General features: G+C 58.1%; 17 protein-coding genes and 5 tRNA genes. 19 read left to right on the top strand and 3 right to left on the bottom strand.

Going from position 1 to position 17,944, the window contains the following annotated elements:
* The first annotated feature begins 115 nt into the window (after positions 1 to 115).
* Positions 116 to 877, top strand: coding sequence for a chitin disaccharide deacetylase (gene chbG / locus AAIE04_RS15835; protein ID WP_498577314.1), 762 nt, complete (start codon positions 116 to 118; stop codon positions 875 to 877).
* A gap of 9 nt (positions 878 to 886) precedes the next feature.
* Here chbG and AAIE04_RS15830 read toward each other — a convergent pair whose 3' ends face one another.
* Positions 887 to 2,266, bottom strand: coding sequence for an MFS transporter (locus AAIE04_RS15830; RefSeq protein WP_498577313.1), 1,380 nt, complete (start codon positions 2,264 to 2,266; stop codon positions 887 to 889).
* A gap of 243 nt (positions 2,267 to 2,509) precedes the next feature.
* Between AAIE04_RS15830 and pncC the strand changes: the two genes are divergently transcribed.
* The 14 genes from pncC to luxS all read left to right on the top strand — a co-directional run bounded on the left by pncC (position 2,510) and on the right by luxS (position 12,345).
* The gene (gene pncC, locus AAIE04_RS15825; protein ID WP_498577312.1) at positions 2,510 to 2,998 is read left to right on the top strand and encodes a nicotinamide-nucleotide amidase; all 489 of its coding nucleotides are present in this window, start codon (positions 2,510 to 2,512) and stop codon (positions 2,996 to 2,998) included.
* Between the two features lie 111 nt (positions 2,999 to 3,109).
* On the top strand, positions 3,110 to 4,174 hold the full coding sequence (gene recA / locus AAIE04_RS15820; protein ID WP_004932541.1) for a recombinase RecA: 1,065 nt from the start codon (positions 3,110 to 3,112) through the stop codon (positions 4,172 to 4,174).
* A gap of 60 nt (positions 4,175 to 4,234) precedes the next feature.
* Positions 4,235 to 4,747, top strand: coding sequence for a recombination regulator RecX (gene recX / locus AAIE04_RS15815; RefSeq protein ID WP_019455130.1), 513 nt, complete (start codon positions 4,235 to 4,237; stop codon positions 4,745 to 4,747).
* A gap of 133 nt (positions 4,748 to 4,880) precedes the next feature.
* Positions 4,881 to 7,508, top strand: coding sequence for an alanine--tRNA ligase (gene alaS, locus AAIE04_RS15810; RefSeq protein ID WP_498577311.1), 2,628 nt, complete (start codon positions 4,881 to 4,883; stop codon positions 7,506 to 7,508).
* A gap of 252 nt (positions 7,509 to 7,760) precedes the next feature.
* Positions 7,761 to 7,946 carry a carbon storage regulator CsrA gene (gene csrA, locus AAIE04_RS15805; RefSeq protein ID WP_004091602.1) on the top strand — a complete coding sequence of 62 codons (186 nt, stop codon included), beginning with the start codon at positions 7,761 to 7,763 and terminating at the stop codon, positions 7,944 to 7,946.
* A 310-nt stretch (positions 7,947 to 8,256) separates the two neighbouring features.
* Positions 8,257 to 8,349, top strand: a tRNA-Ser gene (locus AAIE04_RS15800).
* Between the two features lie 3 nt (positions 8,350 to 8,352).
* Positions 8,353 to 8,429 (top strand) — tRNA-Arg (locus AAIE04_RS15795).
* 61 nt (positions 8,430 to 8,490) lie between these two features.
* Positions 8,491 to 8,567, top strand: a tRNA-Arg gene (locus AAIE04_RS15790).
* Positions 8,568 to 8,619: 52 nt separating this feature from the next.
* Positions 8,620 to 8,696, top strand: a tRNA-Arg gene (locus AAIE04_RS15785).
* Positions 8,697 to 8,771: 75 nt separating this feature from the next.
* Positions 8,772 to 8,848: transfer RNA gene (locus AAIE04_RS15780), tRNA-Arg, on the top strand.
* 178 nt (positions 8,849 to 9,026) lie between these two features.
* Complete coding sequence (gene yqaB, locus AAIE04_RS15775; RefSeq protein ID WP_004932523.1) at positions 9,027 to 9,593, top strand: fructose-1-phosphate/6-phosphogluconate phosphatase; 567 nt, start codon at positions 9,027 to 9,029, stop codon at positions 9,591 to 9,593.
* Positions 9,590 to 10,018, top strand: coding sequence for a YqaA family protein (locus AAIE04_RS15770; RefSeq protein WP_025159656.1), 429 nt, complete (start codon positions 9,590 to 9,592; stop codon positions 10,016 to 10,018). Before yqaB ends, AAIE04_RS15770 begins: the two co-directional genes overlap by 4 nt.
* Positions 10,019 to 10,100: 82 nt before the next feature.
* Positions 10,101 to 11,663 carry a glutamate--cysteine ligase gene (gene gshA / locus AAIE04_RS15765; RefSeq protein WP_498577310.1) on the top strand — a complete coding sequence of 521 codons (1,563 nt, stop codon included), beginning with the start codon at positions 10,101 to 10,103 and terminating at the stop codon, positions 11,661 to 11,663.
* Between the two features lie 166 nt (positions 11,664 to 11,829).
* Positions 11,830 to 12,345: an S-ribosylhomocysteine lyase gene (gene luxS, locus AAIE04_RS15760; protein WP_019455133.1), complete on the top strand. Its 516-nt coding sequence runs from the start codon at positions 11,830 to 11,832 to the stop codon at positions 12,343 to 12,345.
* A gap of 66 nt (positions 12,346 to 12,411) precedes the next feature.
* Here luxS and AAIE04_RS15755 read toward each other — a convergent pair whose 3' ends face one another.
* Together AAIE04_RS15755 and AAIE04_RS15750 are read right to left on the bottom strand one after the other, a co-directional pair.
* Positions 12,412 to 13,701, bottom strand: a complete 1,290-nt coding sequence (locus AAIE04_RS15755) for an HlyC/CorC family transporter (RefSeq protein WP_019455134.1) — start codon at positions 13,699 to 13,701, stop codon at positions 12,412 to 12,414.
* 40 nt (positions 13,702 to 13,741) lie between these two features.
* Positions 13,742 to 14,533, bottom strand: a complete 792-nt coding sequence (locus AAIE04_RS15750; protein WP_004932506.1) for a cytochrome C assembly family protein — start codon at positions 14,531 to 14,533, stop codon at positions 13,742 to 13,744.
* Positions 14,534 to 14,702: 169 nt separating this feature from the next.
* Here AAIE04_RS15750 and ffh point away from each other — a divergent pair, with 169 nt between their 5' ends.
* From ffh to trmD, 4 genes are all read left to right on the top strand, one after another.
* On the top strand, positions 14,703 to 16,064 hold the full coding sequence (gene ffh, locus AAIE04_RS15745) for a signal recognition particle protein (RefSeq protein ID WP_004932504.1): 1,362 nt from the start codon (positions 14,703 to 14,705) through the stop codon (positions 16,062 to 16,064).
* Positions 16,065 to 16,278: 214 nt separating this feature from the next.
* Positions 16,279 to 16,527, top strand: coding sequence for a 30S ribosomal protein S16 (rpsP, locus tag AAIE04_RS15740; RefSeq protein WP_004932501.1), 249 nt, complete (start codon positions 16,279 to 16,281; stop codon positions 16,525 to 16,527).
* 18 nt (positions 16,528 to 16,545) lie between these two features.
* On the top strand, positions 16,546 to 17,094 hold the full coding sequence (gene rimM, locus AAIE04_RS15735; RefSeq protein WP_019455135.1) for a ribosome maturation factor RimM: 549 nt from the start codon (positions 16,546 to 16,548) through the stop codon (positions 17,092 to 17,094).
* A gap of 52 nt (positions 17,095 to 17,146) precedes the next feature.
* Positions 17,147 to 17,914 carry a tRNA (guanosine(37)-N1)-methyltransferase TrmD gene (gene trmD / locus AAIE04_RS15730; RefSeq protein ID WP_004932485.1) on the top strand — a complete coding sequence of 256 codons (768 nt, stop codon included), beginning with the start codon at positions 17,147 to 17,149 and terminating at the stop codon, positions 17,912 to 17,914.
* Positions 17,915 to 17,944: the final 30 nt, after the last annotated feature.

Here is a 17,944-nt window from a genome sequence, read left to right as displayed (position 1 = left end):
CGATGAGCTTCAGGGCGCCGGTCGGTTAATCATTTGATTTTTACCTTAACGAAGGGGAATGCCGCGCCGAGCGGTCGGCCTTCCCTTGCCAAAAATCTATCCCGCGGGAGCCTCTATGGAAAAACTACTGATCGTGAATGCCGACGATTTCGGCCTGAGCAAAGGGCAGAACTATGGCGTCATCGAGGCGTATCAGCATGGCGTCGTTTCCTCCACCACGGCGATGGTGAACGGCGGCGGCGCGCAGCACGCGGCGGCGCTCAGCCGGCAATATCCGGGGTTGCCTATCGGGCTGCATTTCGTTTTGACCCATGGCAAGCCGCTGGGCGCCATGCCTTCGCTGGTCAACGAACATGGCGAACTGGGCAAATGGCTGTGGCGCCGCGCCGAGGCTGGCGAGCTGCAGCTGGACGAAATTCACGAGGAGCTGCAGCGCCAGTTCGCGCGGTTTGTGACGCTGTTCGGCCGGGCGCCGACGCATATCGACAGCCACCATCATGTGCATATGCATCCGCAGATTTATCCGCTGGTGGAGGCGTTCGCGCAGGCGCAGGGTCTGCCGCTGCGCCTCGATCGCGAAGAGGCGAAACGGCGCGACATGGCGTTGCAGGCTCCCTACAGCACCGATGCGTTTGACGCGGGATTCTACGGTGAGGCGATCTCCGAAGCCTTGTTCCTGCAGAGGTTGGCGCGTGCCGACGAGCAGGGCGTCGAGTCATTGGAAATAATGTGCCACCCGGCGTTTCTCGATGCGACCATTCTGCAGAGCCAATACTGCCACCCGCGCCTCGTCGAGCTGGATGTGTTGACCGCGCCGACGCTGAAAGCGACGATCGCCGAACGCGGTTTCCTGCTGGGCTCCTTCCAGGATCTGTAACGCCGCCGTTTACAGCATGGCGTGCGCCTTTTTCAGGCCGGTGTCCTCTTCCGGATCGGCGCCCTGAGGCAAAGGCTCCGCCTCTTGTTCTTCGGGCTGCGGCTCGTCGACCTCGGGCGCCGCTTCCGGCGGCGGCATGGTGTCGTGAATGATCTGTTCATCGAAGGTCGGGTTGAGCGCCGGCGACAGCGGCGAACTGGCGAGGCTGTCCGGCAGCGGGATGTGCGGCACCGGCGCGTCCTGCGCCAGCTGCGGTTCCTCCGCTTTCGCCGTGCGGCTGAGGGCCGCCAGCAGCACGCCACACAGGGCGAAGAAGGCGTACAGGATATTGCCGCCCAGCGGTTCGATCAGCGCGCCGACCGCCAATGGCCCGATGCTGGCGCCGACGCCGAACGCCATCAGCAGACAGGCGGCCAGCGAGACGCGGCGCTCCGGCTCTATTAGATCGTTGGCCAGCGCCACCGCCAGCGGGTAGAGCGTAAATTGCAGCATGCTGACGACGAACCCGACCGCCAGCAGCAGCGGGAAATCGATGTGCGGCAGCAGCGCCAGCGGCAGCGCCGCTACGATCAGCAAAATGGCGTTGAGGCGCATCAGCAAGGGGCGGTTGTAGCGATCCGACAACCAACTGAGCGGAAACTGCGCCACCAGCCCGGCGAAGATGGACAGCGCCATGAACAGGCCGGTTTGCTGAGTGGTTAAGGATTGCAGGCTGGCGTAGACCGGCGCCAGGCCGTAAAACGAGCCGACCACCATGCCGATCACCAGCGTGGTGGCCAATACCTTGGGGATGGCGCCGACGAAGTAACGCAGCTCCATCGGGGCCGGCGACATGTGGCGCGCATTGGTACGGGTAGTGAGGGCGATCGGCACCAGGCAGAGTGCGAAGCACAGTGCGATCACCAGCAGCGTGGCGATACCCAGGTTGCTTTGCAGCATCAGCACGATTTGGCCCAGCGACATGCCGAGATAGGTCGCCGCCATATAGAAACCGAACACCATGCCGCGCTGGTTGGATTCCGCCTGGTCGTTCAGCCAGCTTTCCAGCACCATGTACTGGCACATCATGCACAGCCCGATCACCAGACGCAGCGCGACCCAGGCGGGAATGAACTCCGTCAGGCCGTGCCCCAGCACCGCGGCGGTGATGATGCCGGCGCAGGCTACGTAGGCGCGGATATGCCCGACGCGGGCGATGAGAAAGTGGCCGACCTTGCCGCCGATCACCAATCCGATGTAGTTGGCGGCGATGATGGCGCCGATCAGCGCGCTGCTGACATGGATGGAGGTCAGCCGCAGCGAAACGTAGGTAGTGAGCAGGCCCGAGCCCAACAGCAGCAGCAGGGTGGTGGTGTACAACGGCAAGAATACGCCCAACGTTTTTTTCACTCTATCATCCTAATCTCTTCGGGTGCGCCCTGAGGCCGCCGCCGCAGCGCGCCGCCTCCGTGATGTTCCTTGTGCTGGTGCGCCGCCGCTCGATGGGGCGCTTCTTTTGATACTAGCAGCTTGACCGGGCGCTTAAAACCGCACCGCCTGCGAGGCGCTGCGCATTTCCACGCGCCGGCCGCCGCGTCGCCTTGATAAATGCTACTATCGGGCGCATATACCTGAATTCGCGAGGGAGGGGTTATGAGTGAAAACCAACTGCGCCGGCTCAGCGTGCTGGCAGGGGAAAAACTGAAGGCTCAGGGCCGCTGGATCACCTGCGCGGAATCCTGCACCGGCGGCGGTATCGCCAAGGCCATTACCGACATCGCCGGCAGCTCTGCCTATTTCGATCGCGGTTTCGTCACCTACAGCAATGCGGCGAAGCATGACCTGCTGGGGGTGAGCGAAGCCACGTTGACGGCGCACGGCGCGGTCAGTGCAGAGGTGGTGCGCGAGATGGCGATAGGGGCGCTGCGTGCGGCGCGGGCCGATCTGGCGCTGTCGGTGAGCGGCATCGCCGGCCCGGACGGCGGCAGCGAGGAAAAGCCGGTCGGCACCGTGTGGTTCGGCTTCGCCAACAGCGATGGCCGGGGGCTGGTGCGCAAGATGCAATTCAAGGGCGACCGCGATGCGGTGCGGCTGCAGGCGACGATCTTCGCGCTGCAAACCGCCATTGACGAATTTTTGTAAATTAGGCTTGATACTGTATGACCATACAGTATAATTAGTGACATTTCCTGCACAACATACATTCAGTGGCAGTGTGGGGTAACACCGGCATTGCGAAACGAAGGAGCAAAAATGGCTATTGATGAGAACAAGCAAAAGGCGTTAGCTGCGGCACTGGGCCAGATTGAGAAACAGTTCGGCAAAGGCTCCATCATGCGTCTGGGTGAAGACCGCTCCATGGACGTGGAAACGATCTCCACCGGCTCACTGTCACTCGATATCGCCCTGGGCGCCGGCGGCCTGCCGATGGGCCGCATCGTAGAAATCTACGGCCCGGAATCGTCCGGTAAAACCACGTTGACGCTGCAGGTGATCGCCGCTGCGCAGCGCGAAGGCAAAACCTGTGCGTTCATCGACGCCGAGCACGCGCTGGATCCTATCTATGCGAAAAAGCTGGGCGTCGATATCGACAACCTGCTGTGCTCGCAGCCGGATACCGGCGAGCAAGCGCTGGAAATCTGTGATGCGCTGACCCGCTCCGGTGCGGTTGACGTTATCATCGTCGACTCCGTGGCGGCGCTGACGCCGAAGGCGGAAATCGAAGGTGAAATCGGCGATTCGCACATGGGCCTGGCGGCACGCATGATGAGCCAGGCGATGCGTAAGCTGGCCGGCAACCTGAAAAACGCCAACACCCTGCTGATCTTCATCAACCAGATCCGTATGAAAATCGGCGTGATGTTCGGCAACCCGGAAACCACGACCGGCGGTAACGCCCTGAAGTTCTATGCTTCGGTGCGTCTGGATATCCGCCGCATCGGCGCCATCAAAGAGGGCGATGAAGTGGTGGGCAGCGAAACCCGCGTGAAAGTGGTGAAGAACAAAATCGCTGCGCCATTCAAGCAGGCTGAGTTCCAAATCATGTACGGCGAAGGCATCAACAGCCGCGGCGAGCTGGTCGATCTTGGCGTTAAGCACAAGATGATCGAAAAAGCCGGCGCCTGGTACAGCTATAACGGCGAGAAGATCGGTCAGGGCAAGGCGAACGCCTGTAACTTCCTGAAAGAAAACCCAGCGATCGCCGCCGAGCTGGACAAGAAGCTGCGCGACCTGCTGCTGCACAGCGGCGGTGAACTGGTGGCCGCTTCCGGTGACGACTTCGAAGACGACGAAGCGGAAACCAGCGAGCAGTTCTAATCGCTGAAGGTATGCGCCGCCGCTTGTGTGGCGCATATCCCATAAATTCAGGCTTGAATGATGAATGATTTGCTAAGCCGCGCCATGCGCCTGCTGTCGCAACGCGATCATAGTGAAGCTGAACTGCGCCGCAAACTTGCGGCGCAGCCGTTTGTGGCGAAAGCCCGTTTTGGTGGCAAGGGGCCACATGCGCCGGCATCATCGCCGGTGGTTGAAGAGCCGGTGGATCCTGCGCAGATCGAGCAGGTTATCGCCTACTGTTATCAGCATAACTGGCTGGACGATCGGCGTTTCGCTCACAGTTACATCGGTAGCCGCAGCCGCAAGGGTTATGGCGCGCAGCGTATCCGCAGCGAACTGATGCAAAAGGGCGTGGATAAAGCGCTGGTGCAGGACGCGCTGGCGGAATGCGACATCGACTGGTGTGAACAGGCTAAACAGGTGGCGCAGCGAAAATTTGGCGATGTGTTGCCAACCGACTGGAAAGAGAAAGCCAAAGTGCAGCGTTATCTGCTCTATCGCGGCTTCTTCCAGGAAGAAATTCAGTCAATTTACCGTGATTTTGCGCAATGAGCGCACACGGGGTTTTACTTCCCTCTGAAGAAAATTTATCTTATCCCCACTTTTTGTTCGTGAGCTGGTTGTCATCGTCGGGATGACGCGTCGCCGGCTCACGTGTCGTTATTCTAGCCTTTCCAGGAAAATTATGAGCAAGAGCACCGCTGAGATCCGTCAAGCGTTTCTCGATTTCTTTCATAGTAAGGGTCACCAGGTTGTAGCAAGCAGCTCCCTGGTGCCTAACAATGATCCGACATTGCTGTTTACCAATGCCGGCATGAACCAATTTAAGGATGTTTTCCTGGGGCTCGACAAACGCGCCTATTCCCGCGCCACCACCTCGCAGCGCTGCGTGCGCGCAGGCGGCAAGCATAACGACCTGGAAAACGTCGGTTATACCGCTCGTCACCACACCTTCTTTGAAATGCTGGGCAACTTCAGCTTCGGCGATTACTTCAAGCACGACGCTATCAGCTACGCGTGGGAACTGCTGACCGGTGAAAACTGGTTCAACCTGCCGAAAGAGAGACTGTGGGTCACCGTATATGAAACCGATGACGAAGCGTTCGATATCTGGCAGAAGCAAATCGGCGTTCCGGCCGAGCGCATTATCCGCATCGGTGACAACAAGGGCGCGCCTTTCGCTTCCGATAACTTCTGGCAGATGGGCGACACCGGCCCATGCGGCCCGTGCACCGAGATTTTCTACGATCACGGCGATCACATCTGGGGCGGCCCTCCAGGCAGCCCGGAAGAAGACGGCGACCGTTACATCGAGATCTGGAACATCGTTTTCATGCAGTTCAACCGTCAGTCCGACGGCACCATGCTGCCGTTGCCGAAACCTTCGGTGGATACCGGCATGGGTCTGGAGCGCATCGCGGCGGTGTTGCAGCATGTGAACTCCAACTATGAGATCGACCTGTTCCGCACCCTGATCGCCGCCGTAGCGAAAGTGACCGGCGCGACCGATCTGGACAACAAATCCCTGCGCGTTATCGCTGACCACATCCGTTCCTGCGCCTTCCTGGTGTCGGACGGTGTGATCCCGTCTAACGAAAACCGCGGCTACGTGCTGCGACGCATCATTCGTCGTGCGATCCGTCATGGCAACATGTTGGGCGCGAAAGACACCTTCTTCTACAAGCTGGTGGCACCGCTGATCGAAGTGATGGGCCCGGCGGCCGACGAGCTGAAACGCCAGCAATCGTTGGTGGAGCAGGTGCTGAAAACCGAAGAAGAGCAGTTTGCCCGCACGCTGGAGCGTGGCCTGGCGCTGCTGGACGAAGAGCTGGCCAAGCTGCAGGGCGATACCCTGGACGGCGAAACCGCTTTCCGTCTGTACGACACCTACGGCTTCCCGGTCGATCTGACCGCTGACGTTTGCCGCGAGCGCGGTCTGAAAGTCGACGAAGCAGGCTTTGAAGAGGCGATGGAAGCGCAGCGCCGCCGCGCGCGTGAGTCCAGCGGTTTCGGTGCCGACTACAACAGCCTGATCCGCGTGGACGGCAGCAGCCAGTTCAGCGGCTACGATCACGACGAACAGCAGGCAACGGTCATCGCACTGTTCCGCGACGGCCAGCCGGTCGATCAGATCAGCGCCGGCGAAGAGGCGGTGGTGGTGCTGGATGAGACGCCGTTCTACGGTGAGTCCGGCGGTCAGGTCGGCGATAAAGGCGTGCTGAAAGCCGCCAGCGCAGAATTTGTGGTCAACGACACCCAGAAATACGGCCAGGCTATCGGCCATCAAGGCAAGCTGGCGCAAGGTTCGCTGAAGCTGAACGATCGCGTTGACGCGCAGATCGATACCGAGCGTCGCAACAGCATCCGTCTGAACCACTCCGCAACCCACCTGTTGCACGCCGCGCTGCGCCAAACGTTGGGCGACCACGTTGCGCAGAAAGGCTCGCTGGTTAACGACAAATACCTGCGTTTCGACTTCTCGCATTTCGAAGCGATGAAACCAGAGCAAATCCGCGCGGTGGAAGATCTGGTGAACCAGCAGGTGCGTCGTAACCTGCCGGTACAGACCGAGCTGATGGCGTTGGAAGATGCCAAAGAGAAGGGCGCGATGGCGCTGTTCGGCGAGAAGTACGATGACAACGTGCGCGTGCTGACCATGGGCGACTTCTCCACCGAACTGTGCGGCGGTACCCATGCCAGCCGCACCGGCGACATCGGCCTGTTCCGCATTCTGAGCGAGTCGGGCACTGCGGCGGGCATCCGTCGTATCGAAGCGGTGACCGGCGCAGGCGCTATCGCCACGCTGCACCAGCAAAGCGATTTGTTGCAAGACGTTGCGCAGCTGGTCAAGGGCGACAGCAACAACCTGACCGATAAAGTGCGCTCGGTGCTCGATCGCACCCGCGCGTTGGAAAAAGAACTGCAGCAGTTGAAAGATCAGCAGGCGGCGCAGGAAAGCGCGTCGCTGTCCAGCCAGGCGAAAGTGGTTAACGGCGTGAAGCTGTTGGTCAGCCAGTTGGATAATGTCGAAGCCAAAATGCTGCGCACCATGGTGGATGACCTGAAAAATCAATTGGGTTCGGCCATTATCGTGTTGGCAACGACGGCTGACGATAAAGTCAGCCTGGTCGCAGGCGTGACCAAGGATCTGACTGACCGCGTAAAAGCCGGCGAGTTGATCGGCAACGTGGCACAGCAGGTAGGCGGCAAGGGCGGTGGCCGCCCGGATATGGCGATGGCGGGGGGGACGGATATCAACGCCCTGCCAGCGGCGTTAAACAGCGTAGAAGCCTGGGTGGCCTCGAAGCTGTGAACATAAATAAATAGCACGGACAAACGCCATAATACTTTGTTGATTATGGCGTTTTCATACTGTGCTAACACAATTTAGTTACAATTGCGGGAACAAAGTTTTTCAGGTCGGCTAAACTTACCATTATCTGAGGTGGGACCAAGTCTGCTTACACTTATTGTGGATTGCGCGGCTTACGTTTTCACCACATATGATGGATAATGACGGGGAAACTGAGAGACCCGACTCTTTTAATCTTTCAAGGAGCAAAGAATGTTAATTCTGACTCGTCGAGTTGGTGAAACCCTCATGATTGGCGATGAGGTTACGGTCACTGTGCTAGGGGTAAAAGGCAACCAGGTGCGTATTGGTGTGAACGCCCCCAAAGAGGTTTCGGTTCACCGTGAAGAAATCTATCAGCGCATTCAGGCAGAGAAGTCTCAGCAGACGACTTACTGATTCCGAAGCAGCGTCTCGTTGCCAGACGAGACGCTACTGCATCGTTTTAGCCACTTCTTTCGTTCTCCCCTCTCTTTTTCGTGATTATTTTCCCGGTTAGTTTCCTGCTTTGTTGCGATAAACGCTGCGGTTGCCTGTTGATAAAACGCCCTTTTTGCCGTGAAATCGCCCATGTTGGGTGTGAATTGTGCAAACGCGCATGAGTTGGGAAAAATTGTTTGACTTAAAAGTCGGAGAAAGTAATATGTGCGCCACGCAGTGCCGATGAGCTTCTCTAAAGCAAGTTAGGCACAATTCGAAAGAAGCGTATGGTGAGGTGGCCGAGAGGCTGAAGGCGCTCCCCTGCTAAGGGAGTATGCGGTCAAAAGCTGCATCCGGGGTTCGAATCCCCGCCTCACCGCCATTTGCATCCGTAGCTCAGCTGGATAGAGTACTCGGCTACGAACCGAGCGGTCGGAGGTTCGAATCCTCCCGGATGCACCATATTTTGCAGTATGGTGGGGTAGTAACAACGTACCATACGGTATCAAAAAAGAATTCCTGTGCATCCGTAGCTCAGCTGGATAGAGTACTCGGCTACGAACCGAGCGGTCGGAGGTTCGAATCCTCCCGGATGCACCATTCTTAAAGTCTGGCTTTATTAGCGAAGCCGGCACGCGGTAAAAATAGTAATGCATCCGTAGCTCAGCTGGATAGAGTACTCGGCTACGAACCGAGCGGTCGGAGGTTCGAATCCTCCCGGATGCACCATCTAAGAGAAGCCCGCCTTGGCGGGTTTTTGCTTTTCTGTTGTTCGTGAAACAGGCAAGCGGCAAAAACAGTTCTGCATCCATAGCTCAGCTGGATAGAGTACTCGGCTACGAACCGAGCGGTCGGAGGTTCGAATCCTCCTGGATGCACCATCTAAGAGAAACCCGCCTTGGCGGGTTTTTCGCTTTTCAGCATTCAGCCATTCTCTCTTCACTCCTTTCCTTCTTTGCACCCGATCGCTCACAGCACATTCCGCTATGACGCAGTCAGCGACAACCCAACGGCTTTACGCTAAAGTAGTTTTCTTTCCTCAACGATCATGGAGTAACGATGTACGACCGCTATCAGGGTCTTATTTTCGACATGGACGGCACGATTCTGGACACCGAGCCAACGCACCGTAAAGCGTGGAGTGAAGTGCTGTCCCGTTATGGCATGACGTTTGATGAAGCGGCGATGGTGGCGCTGAGCGGTTCACCAACCTGGCGCATCGCTCAGGCGATTATCGCCAGCCATCAGGCCGATCTCGATCCCCATCACCTGGCCGCGGAGAAAACCCGCGCGGTGGAGGCGATGCTGTTGGACAGCGTGCGCCCGTTGCCGCTGATCGAGGTGGTAAAATCCTATCACGGTCGCCGTCCGATGGCGGTCGGTACCGGCAGCGAGCACCGCATGGCGGAAATGCTGCTGCGTCATCTCGGCCTGTTCAACTGCTTCGACGCGATCGTCGGGGCGGACGACGTACAGCGCCACAAACCGGAGCCGGACACCTTCCTGCGCTGCGCTGAACTTATCGGCGTGCCGCCGGAAAAGTGCGTGGTGTTTGAAGACGCCGAGTTCGGCATTCAGGCGGCAAAAAGCGCCGGTATGGACGTGGTAGACGTTCGCACGCTGTGAGTAGTACGCTAGCCGTAATATCGTTATTTGGCAGCAGCTTCCTCAGTGCGACGCTGCTGCCGGGAAATTCAGAAATCGTTCTGGTCGCTTTGCTGACCCAGAGTCGCGTCTCGCCGGAATTGCTGGTGCTGGCCGCGACCCTGGGCAACACGCTGGGCGGCTTGACCAATGTCATTATCGGGCGCCTGTTACCGGCGTTGAAACCACAGCGGGGGCTGGCAACGGCGCTCGGGTGGCTGCAACGCTTCGGCCCGGCTGCGCTGTTGCTCAGCTGGGTGCCGGTGGTGGGCGATTTGTTGTGCGTGTTGGCAGGTTGGCTGCGCATGCCCTGGGGCTCTGTCGCGCTGTTTCTGTGTATCGGAAAGGCGCTGCGTTACATCGTTTTGACTATGATAACGGTACAGGGCATCGCCTGGTGGCAGTAACCAAGTGAATATAACTCAATATTCTCTCGGATGCGGATTCAGTATGCTTACGAGTTATTGTTTTTAGAAGCGGGAGGTCAATTTGATCCCGGACGTATCACAGGCGCTTTCTTGGTTGGAAGCCCATCCTCAGGCATTAAAAGGCATTCGTCGCGGCATCGAGCGTGAAACGCTGCGAGTCACGCCGAACGGCACCTTGGCGACTACCGGGCATCCGGAAAAGCTGGGGGCGGCATTGACGCACCACTGGATTACCACGGATTTCGCCGAGGCGCTGTTAGAGTTCATTACGCCGGTTGATGACAATATCGATCACCTGCTGACGTTCTTGCGCGATATTCATCGCTACGTGGCGCGCAATATTGGCGATGAACGCATGTGGCCGCTCAGCATGCCGTGCTTTATCGAAGCCGAACAGGATATCGAGCTGGCGCAGTTCGGTTCGTCGAACATCGGCCGCATGAAGACGCTGTACCGCGAAGGGCTGAAGAATCGCTATGGCGCGCTGATGCAGACCATTTCCGGCGTGCACTACAACTTCTCGCTGCCGCTGGAGTTTTGGCAGGCCTGGGCCGGCGTGCAGGATGCCGAAAGCGGTAAAGAGCAGATCTCGGCGGGCTATTTCCGCCTGATCCGCAACTACTACCGTTTCGGTTGGGTGATCCCATATCTGTTCGGCGCATCGCCGGCGATCTGTTCTTCGTTCCTCAAAGGGCGCGAGACCAATCTGCCGTTCGAGCGCACCGAACAGGGCATGTGCTACCTGCCATACGCCACCTCGTTGCGTTTGAGCGACCTGGGTTACACCAACAAATCGCAGAGTAATCTGGGCATTACCTTCAACGATCTACACAGCTATGTGGCCGGTCTGAAGCGGGCGATCGCCACGCCTTCGGAAGAGTTCGCCAAGCTGGGCGTGAAAGAGGGCGATCGCTATCTGCAGCTGAACAGCAACGTGCTGCAAATCGAGAACGAGCTGTATGCGCCGATCCGGCCGAAGCGCGTGACCAAAAGCGGCGAGACGCCGTCGGACGCGTTGCTGCGCGGCGGCATCGAATACATCGAAGTGCGCTCGCTGGACATCAACCCGTTCTCGCCAATCGGCGTGGATGCGGTACAGGCGCGTTTCCTGGATCTGTTCCTGGTGTGGTGCGCGCTGGCGGATGCGCCGGAGATGAGCAGCGATGAGCTGCTGTGCACGCGCAAAAACTGGAACCGAGTGATCCTGGAAGGGCGCAAGTCGGGCCAGACCATCGGCATCGGCTGTGGCGCCAGCCATGAGCCGCTGGAGAAAGTCGGCAAGGCGTTGTTCGCCGATCTGCGTCGGGTAGCGGAAGTGCTGGACGGCGAAGCCGGCAATCGTCAATACCAGCAGGTGTGCGATGAGTTGGTCGCCGCGTTCGACGATCCGGAACTGACTTTCTCCGCACGCATTCTGAAGGCGATGAAGGCGGAAGGCACCGGGCGCGTCGGTCTGCAGTTGGCTGAACGCTATCGCGAGATGCTGCTGGAAGAGCCGTTGGAAATTCTGAACGAAGCTGAGCTGGATAAAGAGCGCGAGGCTTCGTGGCAGCGCCAACGCGACATAGAAGCCAATGATACGCTAAGCTTTGAAGCGTTCCTGAAGCAAAACGGCGGAAGCTGAAAAAGAAAAAGGCCACATCAATGTGGCCAAATATGCATCTCTGATGACAGGGATGATGATAACAAATGCGCGTCTTTCACATACTCAGACTCGCAGGGTTGGAAAAGGTTTCCCGGTTAGGAAAAAAAGTTTCGAAATAAATGCTCTTTTACGAGGAGGTAGCGAAATGCCATTGCTGGATAGCTTTACCGTCGATCATACCCGTATGGCAGCTCCGGCTGTCCGCGTTGCAAAAACCATGAAAACGCCTCATGGCGATACTATCACGGTGTTTGACCTGCGCTTTTGCCGCCCGAACCTGGAAGTGATGCCCGAGCGCGGCATTCACACGCTGGAGCACCTGTTCGCCGGCTTTATGCGTGACCATCTGAACGGCCAGGGCGTGGAAATTATCGACATCTCTCCGATGGGCTGTCGCACCGGTTTCTACATGAGCCTGATCGGCGTGCCTGAAGAGCAGCGCGTTGCCGATGCCTGGAAAGCGGCGATGGCCGACGTGCTGAAAGTGACCGATCAGCGCAAGATCCCTGAGCTGAACGAGTATCAATGCGGCACTTACCATATGCACTCGCTGGAAGAAGCGCAGGAGATCGCCAAGCACATTCTGGATAACGATGTGGTGGTGAACCACAACGACGAGCTGGCGCTGCCGAAAGAGAAGCTGCAGGAACTGCATATCTAGTCGTACGTGGCCCGCAGAGATAAAAAAAGACGCGATTTCGCGTCTTTTTTACGTTCAGGCCGACGGTCAGTGATGACCGACGCTGGCCTGCAGCGAGGTGATTGGCGTGACCCGCACCTGTTTGATCATGTTGCCCTGTACGTCGAGAATGTCGATATCGTAATGGCCGATGCGCACTCGAGTGCCGGTTTCGGGGATCTCTTCCAGCTCTTCCAGCAGCATGCCGTTGACGGTGCGCGCCTCGTTGGCCGGCAGAGTCCAGTTGAAGGCCTTGTTCAGCTCGCGCACGTTGGCGGTACCGTCGATCAAGACCGAGCCGTCGCTCTGCGGCGTGACTTCTTCCGCCAGCGTCGGCGACATCGAGGTGGTGAAGTCGCCGACGATCTCTTCGAGGATGTCTTCCACCGTGACCAGCCCCTGAATGTCGCCGTACTCGTCGACTACGATGCCGACCTTCTCTTTGTTGCGCTGGAACTTCACCAGCTGCACGTTGAGCGGCGTGCCTTCCGGCACGAAGTAGATCTCATCGGCGGCGCGCAGCAGGTTTTCTTTGTTGAACTCTTTTTTCTCGGTCATCAGACGGTAGGCTTCGCGCACGCGCAGCATGCCGATCGCATCGTCCAGCGAGCTGCGATACAGCACGATGCGGCCGTGCGGCGAGTGGGTCAGCTGACGCATGATCGACTTCCAATCGTCGTTGACGTCGATGCCGACGATCTCGGTGCGCGGCACCATGATGTCGTTGACCGTCACCTTTTCCAGATCCAGCACCGAGATCAGCATGTCCTGATTGCGACGGGAGATCTGCGACTGGGATTCGCGCACGATGGTGCGCAGCTCATCTTTGCTGACGGCGTCGCTGATGCGCACATTGGTGCGAATGCCGAACAGACGCAGGGTCAGGCTGGTGATGCCGTTGAGCAGCCAGACCAGCGGGAACATCACCTTTTGCAACGGCGCCAGCAAGACGCTGCTGGGGAAGGCGATGCGTTCCGGGTAAAGCGCGGCGAAGGTTTTCGGCAGCACTTCAGCGAACAGCAACACGGCGAAGGTCAGCACACCGGTGGCGATCGCCACGCCGAGATCGCCATACAGCCGCATGCCGACGATGGTCGCCAGCGCCGAGGCGAGAATGTTGACCAGGTTGTTGCCGATCAGCACCAGACCGATCAGCCGATCCGGTTTTTGCAGCAGTTTCTCCACCCGACGCGCCGAGCGGTTGCCCTGTTTGGACAGATGACGCAGGCGATAACGATTGAGCGTCATCATGCCGGTTTCGGAGGCGGAGAAGTAAGCAGAGACCACGATCATGATCACCAGGATAATGATGAGGGTCCCCGTCGACACATGCTCCAATGCAGTATTCCTTATATAGGGAGAATTGAACCGGGCTGGCTTAGCGCACCATCACCTGCTGAATCAGACGGCTGCCGAAATAGGCGAGCGTCAGCAGGAAGGCGCCGGCGAAGCTGAACCAGACGACGCGGCGACCGCGCCAGCCCTCATGGTAGTGACCCCACAACAGCACGATATACACGAACCAGGCCATGATCGACAGCACGGCTTTATGCACGTTCTCTTTACTGAACAGATTATCCATGTACAGCAGGCCGGTGCAGAGGGTGAGCGTCAGCAGCACCACGCCGATCTGGGTGATATGGAACATTTTGCGCTCGATGCTCATCAGCGGCGGCATGTCGGCGCTGAAGGTCAATTTCTTGTTTTTCAACAGGTAGTCGAGCCAGGCGAGCTGCAAGGCATAGAGCGCGGCGATGATCAGAGTAGCGTAAGAGAACAACGCCAGGCCGATATGCACCATCAGTTCCGGGCTGGCTTCCAGATGAGTGATGAACTCGCCGGGCATGAAGCTGGCGAAGGCCAGGTTGATCATCGCGAAGCTGTAGACGATCGGCAGCAGGAACCAGCCGCGATCGCGCGAGGCGACGAAGGTCATCACCGAGCAGATGATCAGGCTGACGATAGAGCCAATGTTCAGCAGGCTGAGATTTTGCCCGGCGCTGACGTCAAAGATGCGCTGCTGCAGTGCGATGGCGTGGCAAATCAGTGCCACCACCGCCGAGACGAGGGCAAGCCGACGGTATGCGCTGTTCTTCCGCAACAAACTGGGAATGATCAGTCCAAGGCTGAGCAGGTAGGCCATCAAAGCCACAATGGAGAAAACTGGCATAGCGTTTAATTTTGCTTCGGCGTGGTTAATTGGAGTGTCAGTATAACGTTGCGCGCGTTTCACTCCAACCGATCTCCAACGCTGAGGCAGAGATCCTGCGCGCTTCGTGTTATCATCGGCGCAATTGTGTCGCCGGAGCGGCCTGTCATTACACGTTGAGCATGAGACGATGTTTGAAAATTTAACCGATCGATTGTCGCGCACGTTGCGCAATATCAGCGGCCGCGGGCGGCTGACCGAAGAGAATATCAAGGAAACCCTGCGTGAAGTGCGCATGGCATTGCTGGAGGCGGACGTTGCGCTGCCGGTGGTGCGCGACTTCATCAACCGCGTCAAAGAGAGCGCGGTCGGCCATGAAGTCAACAAAAGCCTGACGCCGGGGCAGGAATTCGTCAAGATCGTCAAAGGCGAGCTGATCGCCGCGATGGGCGAAGTGAATACCGAGCTGAACCTGGCGGCACAGCCGCCGGCGGTGGTGCTGATGGCGGGCCTGCAGGGCGCCGGTAAAACCACCAGCGTCGGTAAGCTCGGCAAGTTCCTGAAAGAAAAACAGAAGAAGAAAGTGTTGGTGGTTTCCGCGGACGTTTATCGCCCGGCGGCGATCAAACAGCTGGAAACGCTGGCGGAAGGCGTCGGCATCGACTTCTTCCCGTCTGACGTCAAAGAAAAACCGATCGACATCGTCAACCGCGCGCTGCAACAGGCCAAGCTGAAGTTCTACGACGTGCTGATCGTCGATACCGCCGGCCGCTTGCACGTTGATGAAGCGATGATGGACGAGATCAAACAGGTGCACGCGGCGATCAAGCCGGTGGAGACCCTGTTCGTGGTCGACGCCATGACCGGGCAGGATGCCGCCAATACCGCCAAGGCGTTTAACGAAGCGCTGCCGCTGACCGGCGTGGTGCTGACCAAGGTCGACGGCGACGCGCGCGGTGGTGCCGCGCTGTCCATCCGCCACATCACCGGCAAGCCGATCAAGTTCCTCGGCGTGGGCGAGAAGACCGAAGCGCTGGAACCGTTCTATCCGGATCGCGTGGCATCGCGCATCCTGGGCATGGGCGACGTGCTGTCGCTGATCGAAGATATCGAAAGCAAGGTCGACCGCGAGCAGGCGGAGAAGCTGGCCAACAAGCTGAAGAAGGGCGACGGTTTCGATCTGACCGACTTCCTGGAGCAGCTCAAGCAGATGCGCAACATGGGCGGCATGGCCAACATGTTGAGCAAGCTGCCGGGCGCGGGCCAGCTGCCGGACAACGTCAAGTCGCAGATGGACGACAAAGTGCTGGTGCGCATGGAGGCGATCATCAACTCGATGACGCTGAAAGAGCGCGCCAAACCGGAAATCATCAAGGGCTCGCGCAAGCGCCGCATCGCGATGGGGGCCGGCATGCAGGTGCAGGACGTCAACCGCTTGCTGAAGCAGTTCGACGAAATGCAGCGTATGATGAAGAAGATGAAGAAAGGCGGTATGGCGAAGATGATGCGCGGCATGAAAGGCATGATGCCGCCGGGCTTCCCAGGCCGCTGACGGGCCCCCGCACGCCGAGTGCGGGCGCTTTCAGCATTCGCCGTTCGCGGTGAAAACCGCCCGAAATTTGACAGGCTGCAAAAGTTGTCCCCTGCGATCGACGCTTTAGATTGCTTTTTGCGCCAAAATGAGTAAAATTTTCGGGCTTTTTATATTGCAACCGGGCCCCGTCCCTCAATGGGGCCCGGCTGTTTTATTAACTAAAGAGGATGTTATGGTAACAATTCGTTTGGCACGTGGCGGCGCTAAAAAGCGTCCGTTCTATCAAGTAGTAGTGACCGACAGCCGCAACGCTCGTGATGGTCGTTTCATCGAGCGCGTAGGCTTCTTCAACCCGATCGCTTCCGGTCAGGCTGAAGCACTGCGTCTGGACCTGGACCGCATCGAGCACTGGGTTGGTCTGGGTGCAACCGTTTCTGATCGCGTTCACGCGCTGATCAAAGACGCTAAGAAAGCAGCTTAATCTGTCGCGGTGGTGGCAATGAGCAAGCAACTCAAACCGGTAGCGCCTAAGCAGCCGATTGTACTCGGTAAAATGGGGTCCGCTTACGGCATTCGTGGTTGGCTCAGAGTGTTTTCATCCACCGAGAACGCCGAAAGCATTTTTGACTATCAGCCGTGGTTTATCCAGCAGGCGGGTCAGTGGCAGCATATCGAGTTGGAAGACTGGAAGCGCCACAGTCAGGATCTGATCATCAAGGTCAAAGGCATTGACGATCGGGACGCGGCGAATCTGCTGACTAATCGCGAGATTATGGTGGATTCTGAGCAACTTCCTCCGCTGGAGGGTGACGATTACTACTGGAAAGACCTGATGGGCTGCCAGGTAGTCACCACCGCCGGCTACGAGCTGGGTAAAGTCATCGATATGATGGAAACCGGCTCGAACGATGTGATGGTTGTGAAAGCGAACCTGAAAGATGCGTTCGGCATGAAGGAGCGGTTGATTCCGTTTCTTCATGGGCAGGTTATCAAGAAAGTCGATCTCACTGCCCGCGTGATTGAGGCAGATTGGGATCCTGGTTTTTGACCTCCGGATCATACGGTCGAAGCAAGTGGAATAACGGTAAGGGGATTGGCTTGTGTTCATCGGTATTGTAAGCCTGTTTCCTGAGATGTTCCGCGCTATCACCGATTACGGGGTGACTGGCCGGGCAGTAAAAAATGGCCTGCTGAGCGTGCAGTGTTGGAGTCCTCGCGACTTCACCTACGACCGGCATCGTACCGTGGACGATCGCCCATACGGCGGCGGCCCGGGAATGCTGATGATGGTGCAACCTTTACGGGAAGCCATTCATGCAGCGAAAGCAGCGGCAGGCGAGGGAGCAAAGGTGATTTATCTGTCACCTCAGGGGCGCAAGCTGGATCAAACCGGCGTGTGCGAACTGGCGGCCAATCAGAAGATGATTCTGGTGTGCGGCCGTTACGAAGGGATAGATGAGCGCGTAATCCAAACCGAAATTGACGAAGAATGGTCAATCGGCGATTACGTTCTCAGCGGCGGGGAACTGCCGGCGATGACCCTGATTGATTCAGTCGCCCGTTTCATACCGGGTGTGCTGGGCCATCAGGCCTCAGCGGAGGAAGACTCCTTTGCCGACGGATTGCTGGACTGCCCGCACTATACCCGCCCAGAGGTGTTGGAAGGGATGGAAGTACCGCCGGTTCTGCTGTCGGGCAACCATGCCGAGATACGTCGCTGGCGCTTAAAGCAGTCGCTGGGCCGAACCTGGCTTAGAAGACCTGAACTTCTAGAAAGCCTAGCTCTGACTGACGAGCAAGCGGTGTTGCTGGCTGAGTTCCAACGGGAACATCAGGCCAGGCAACAGGACTATGAAGGAAACGTCTGACATCAGACGGGACCGATATATCAGTTTACC

Source organism: Serratia sp. Ae19-1 (assembly GCF_059801225.1).
The sequence above is the reverse complement of the archived record's forward strand: the minus strand, read 5'-3'. Positions and strand labels throughout refer to the sequence as shown.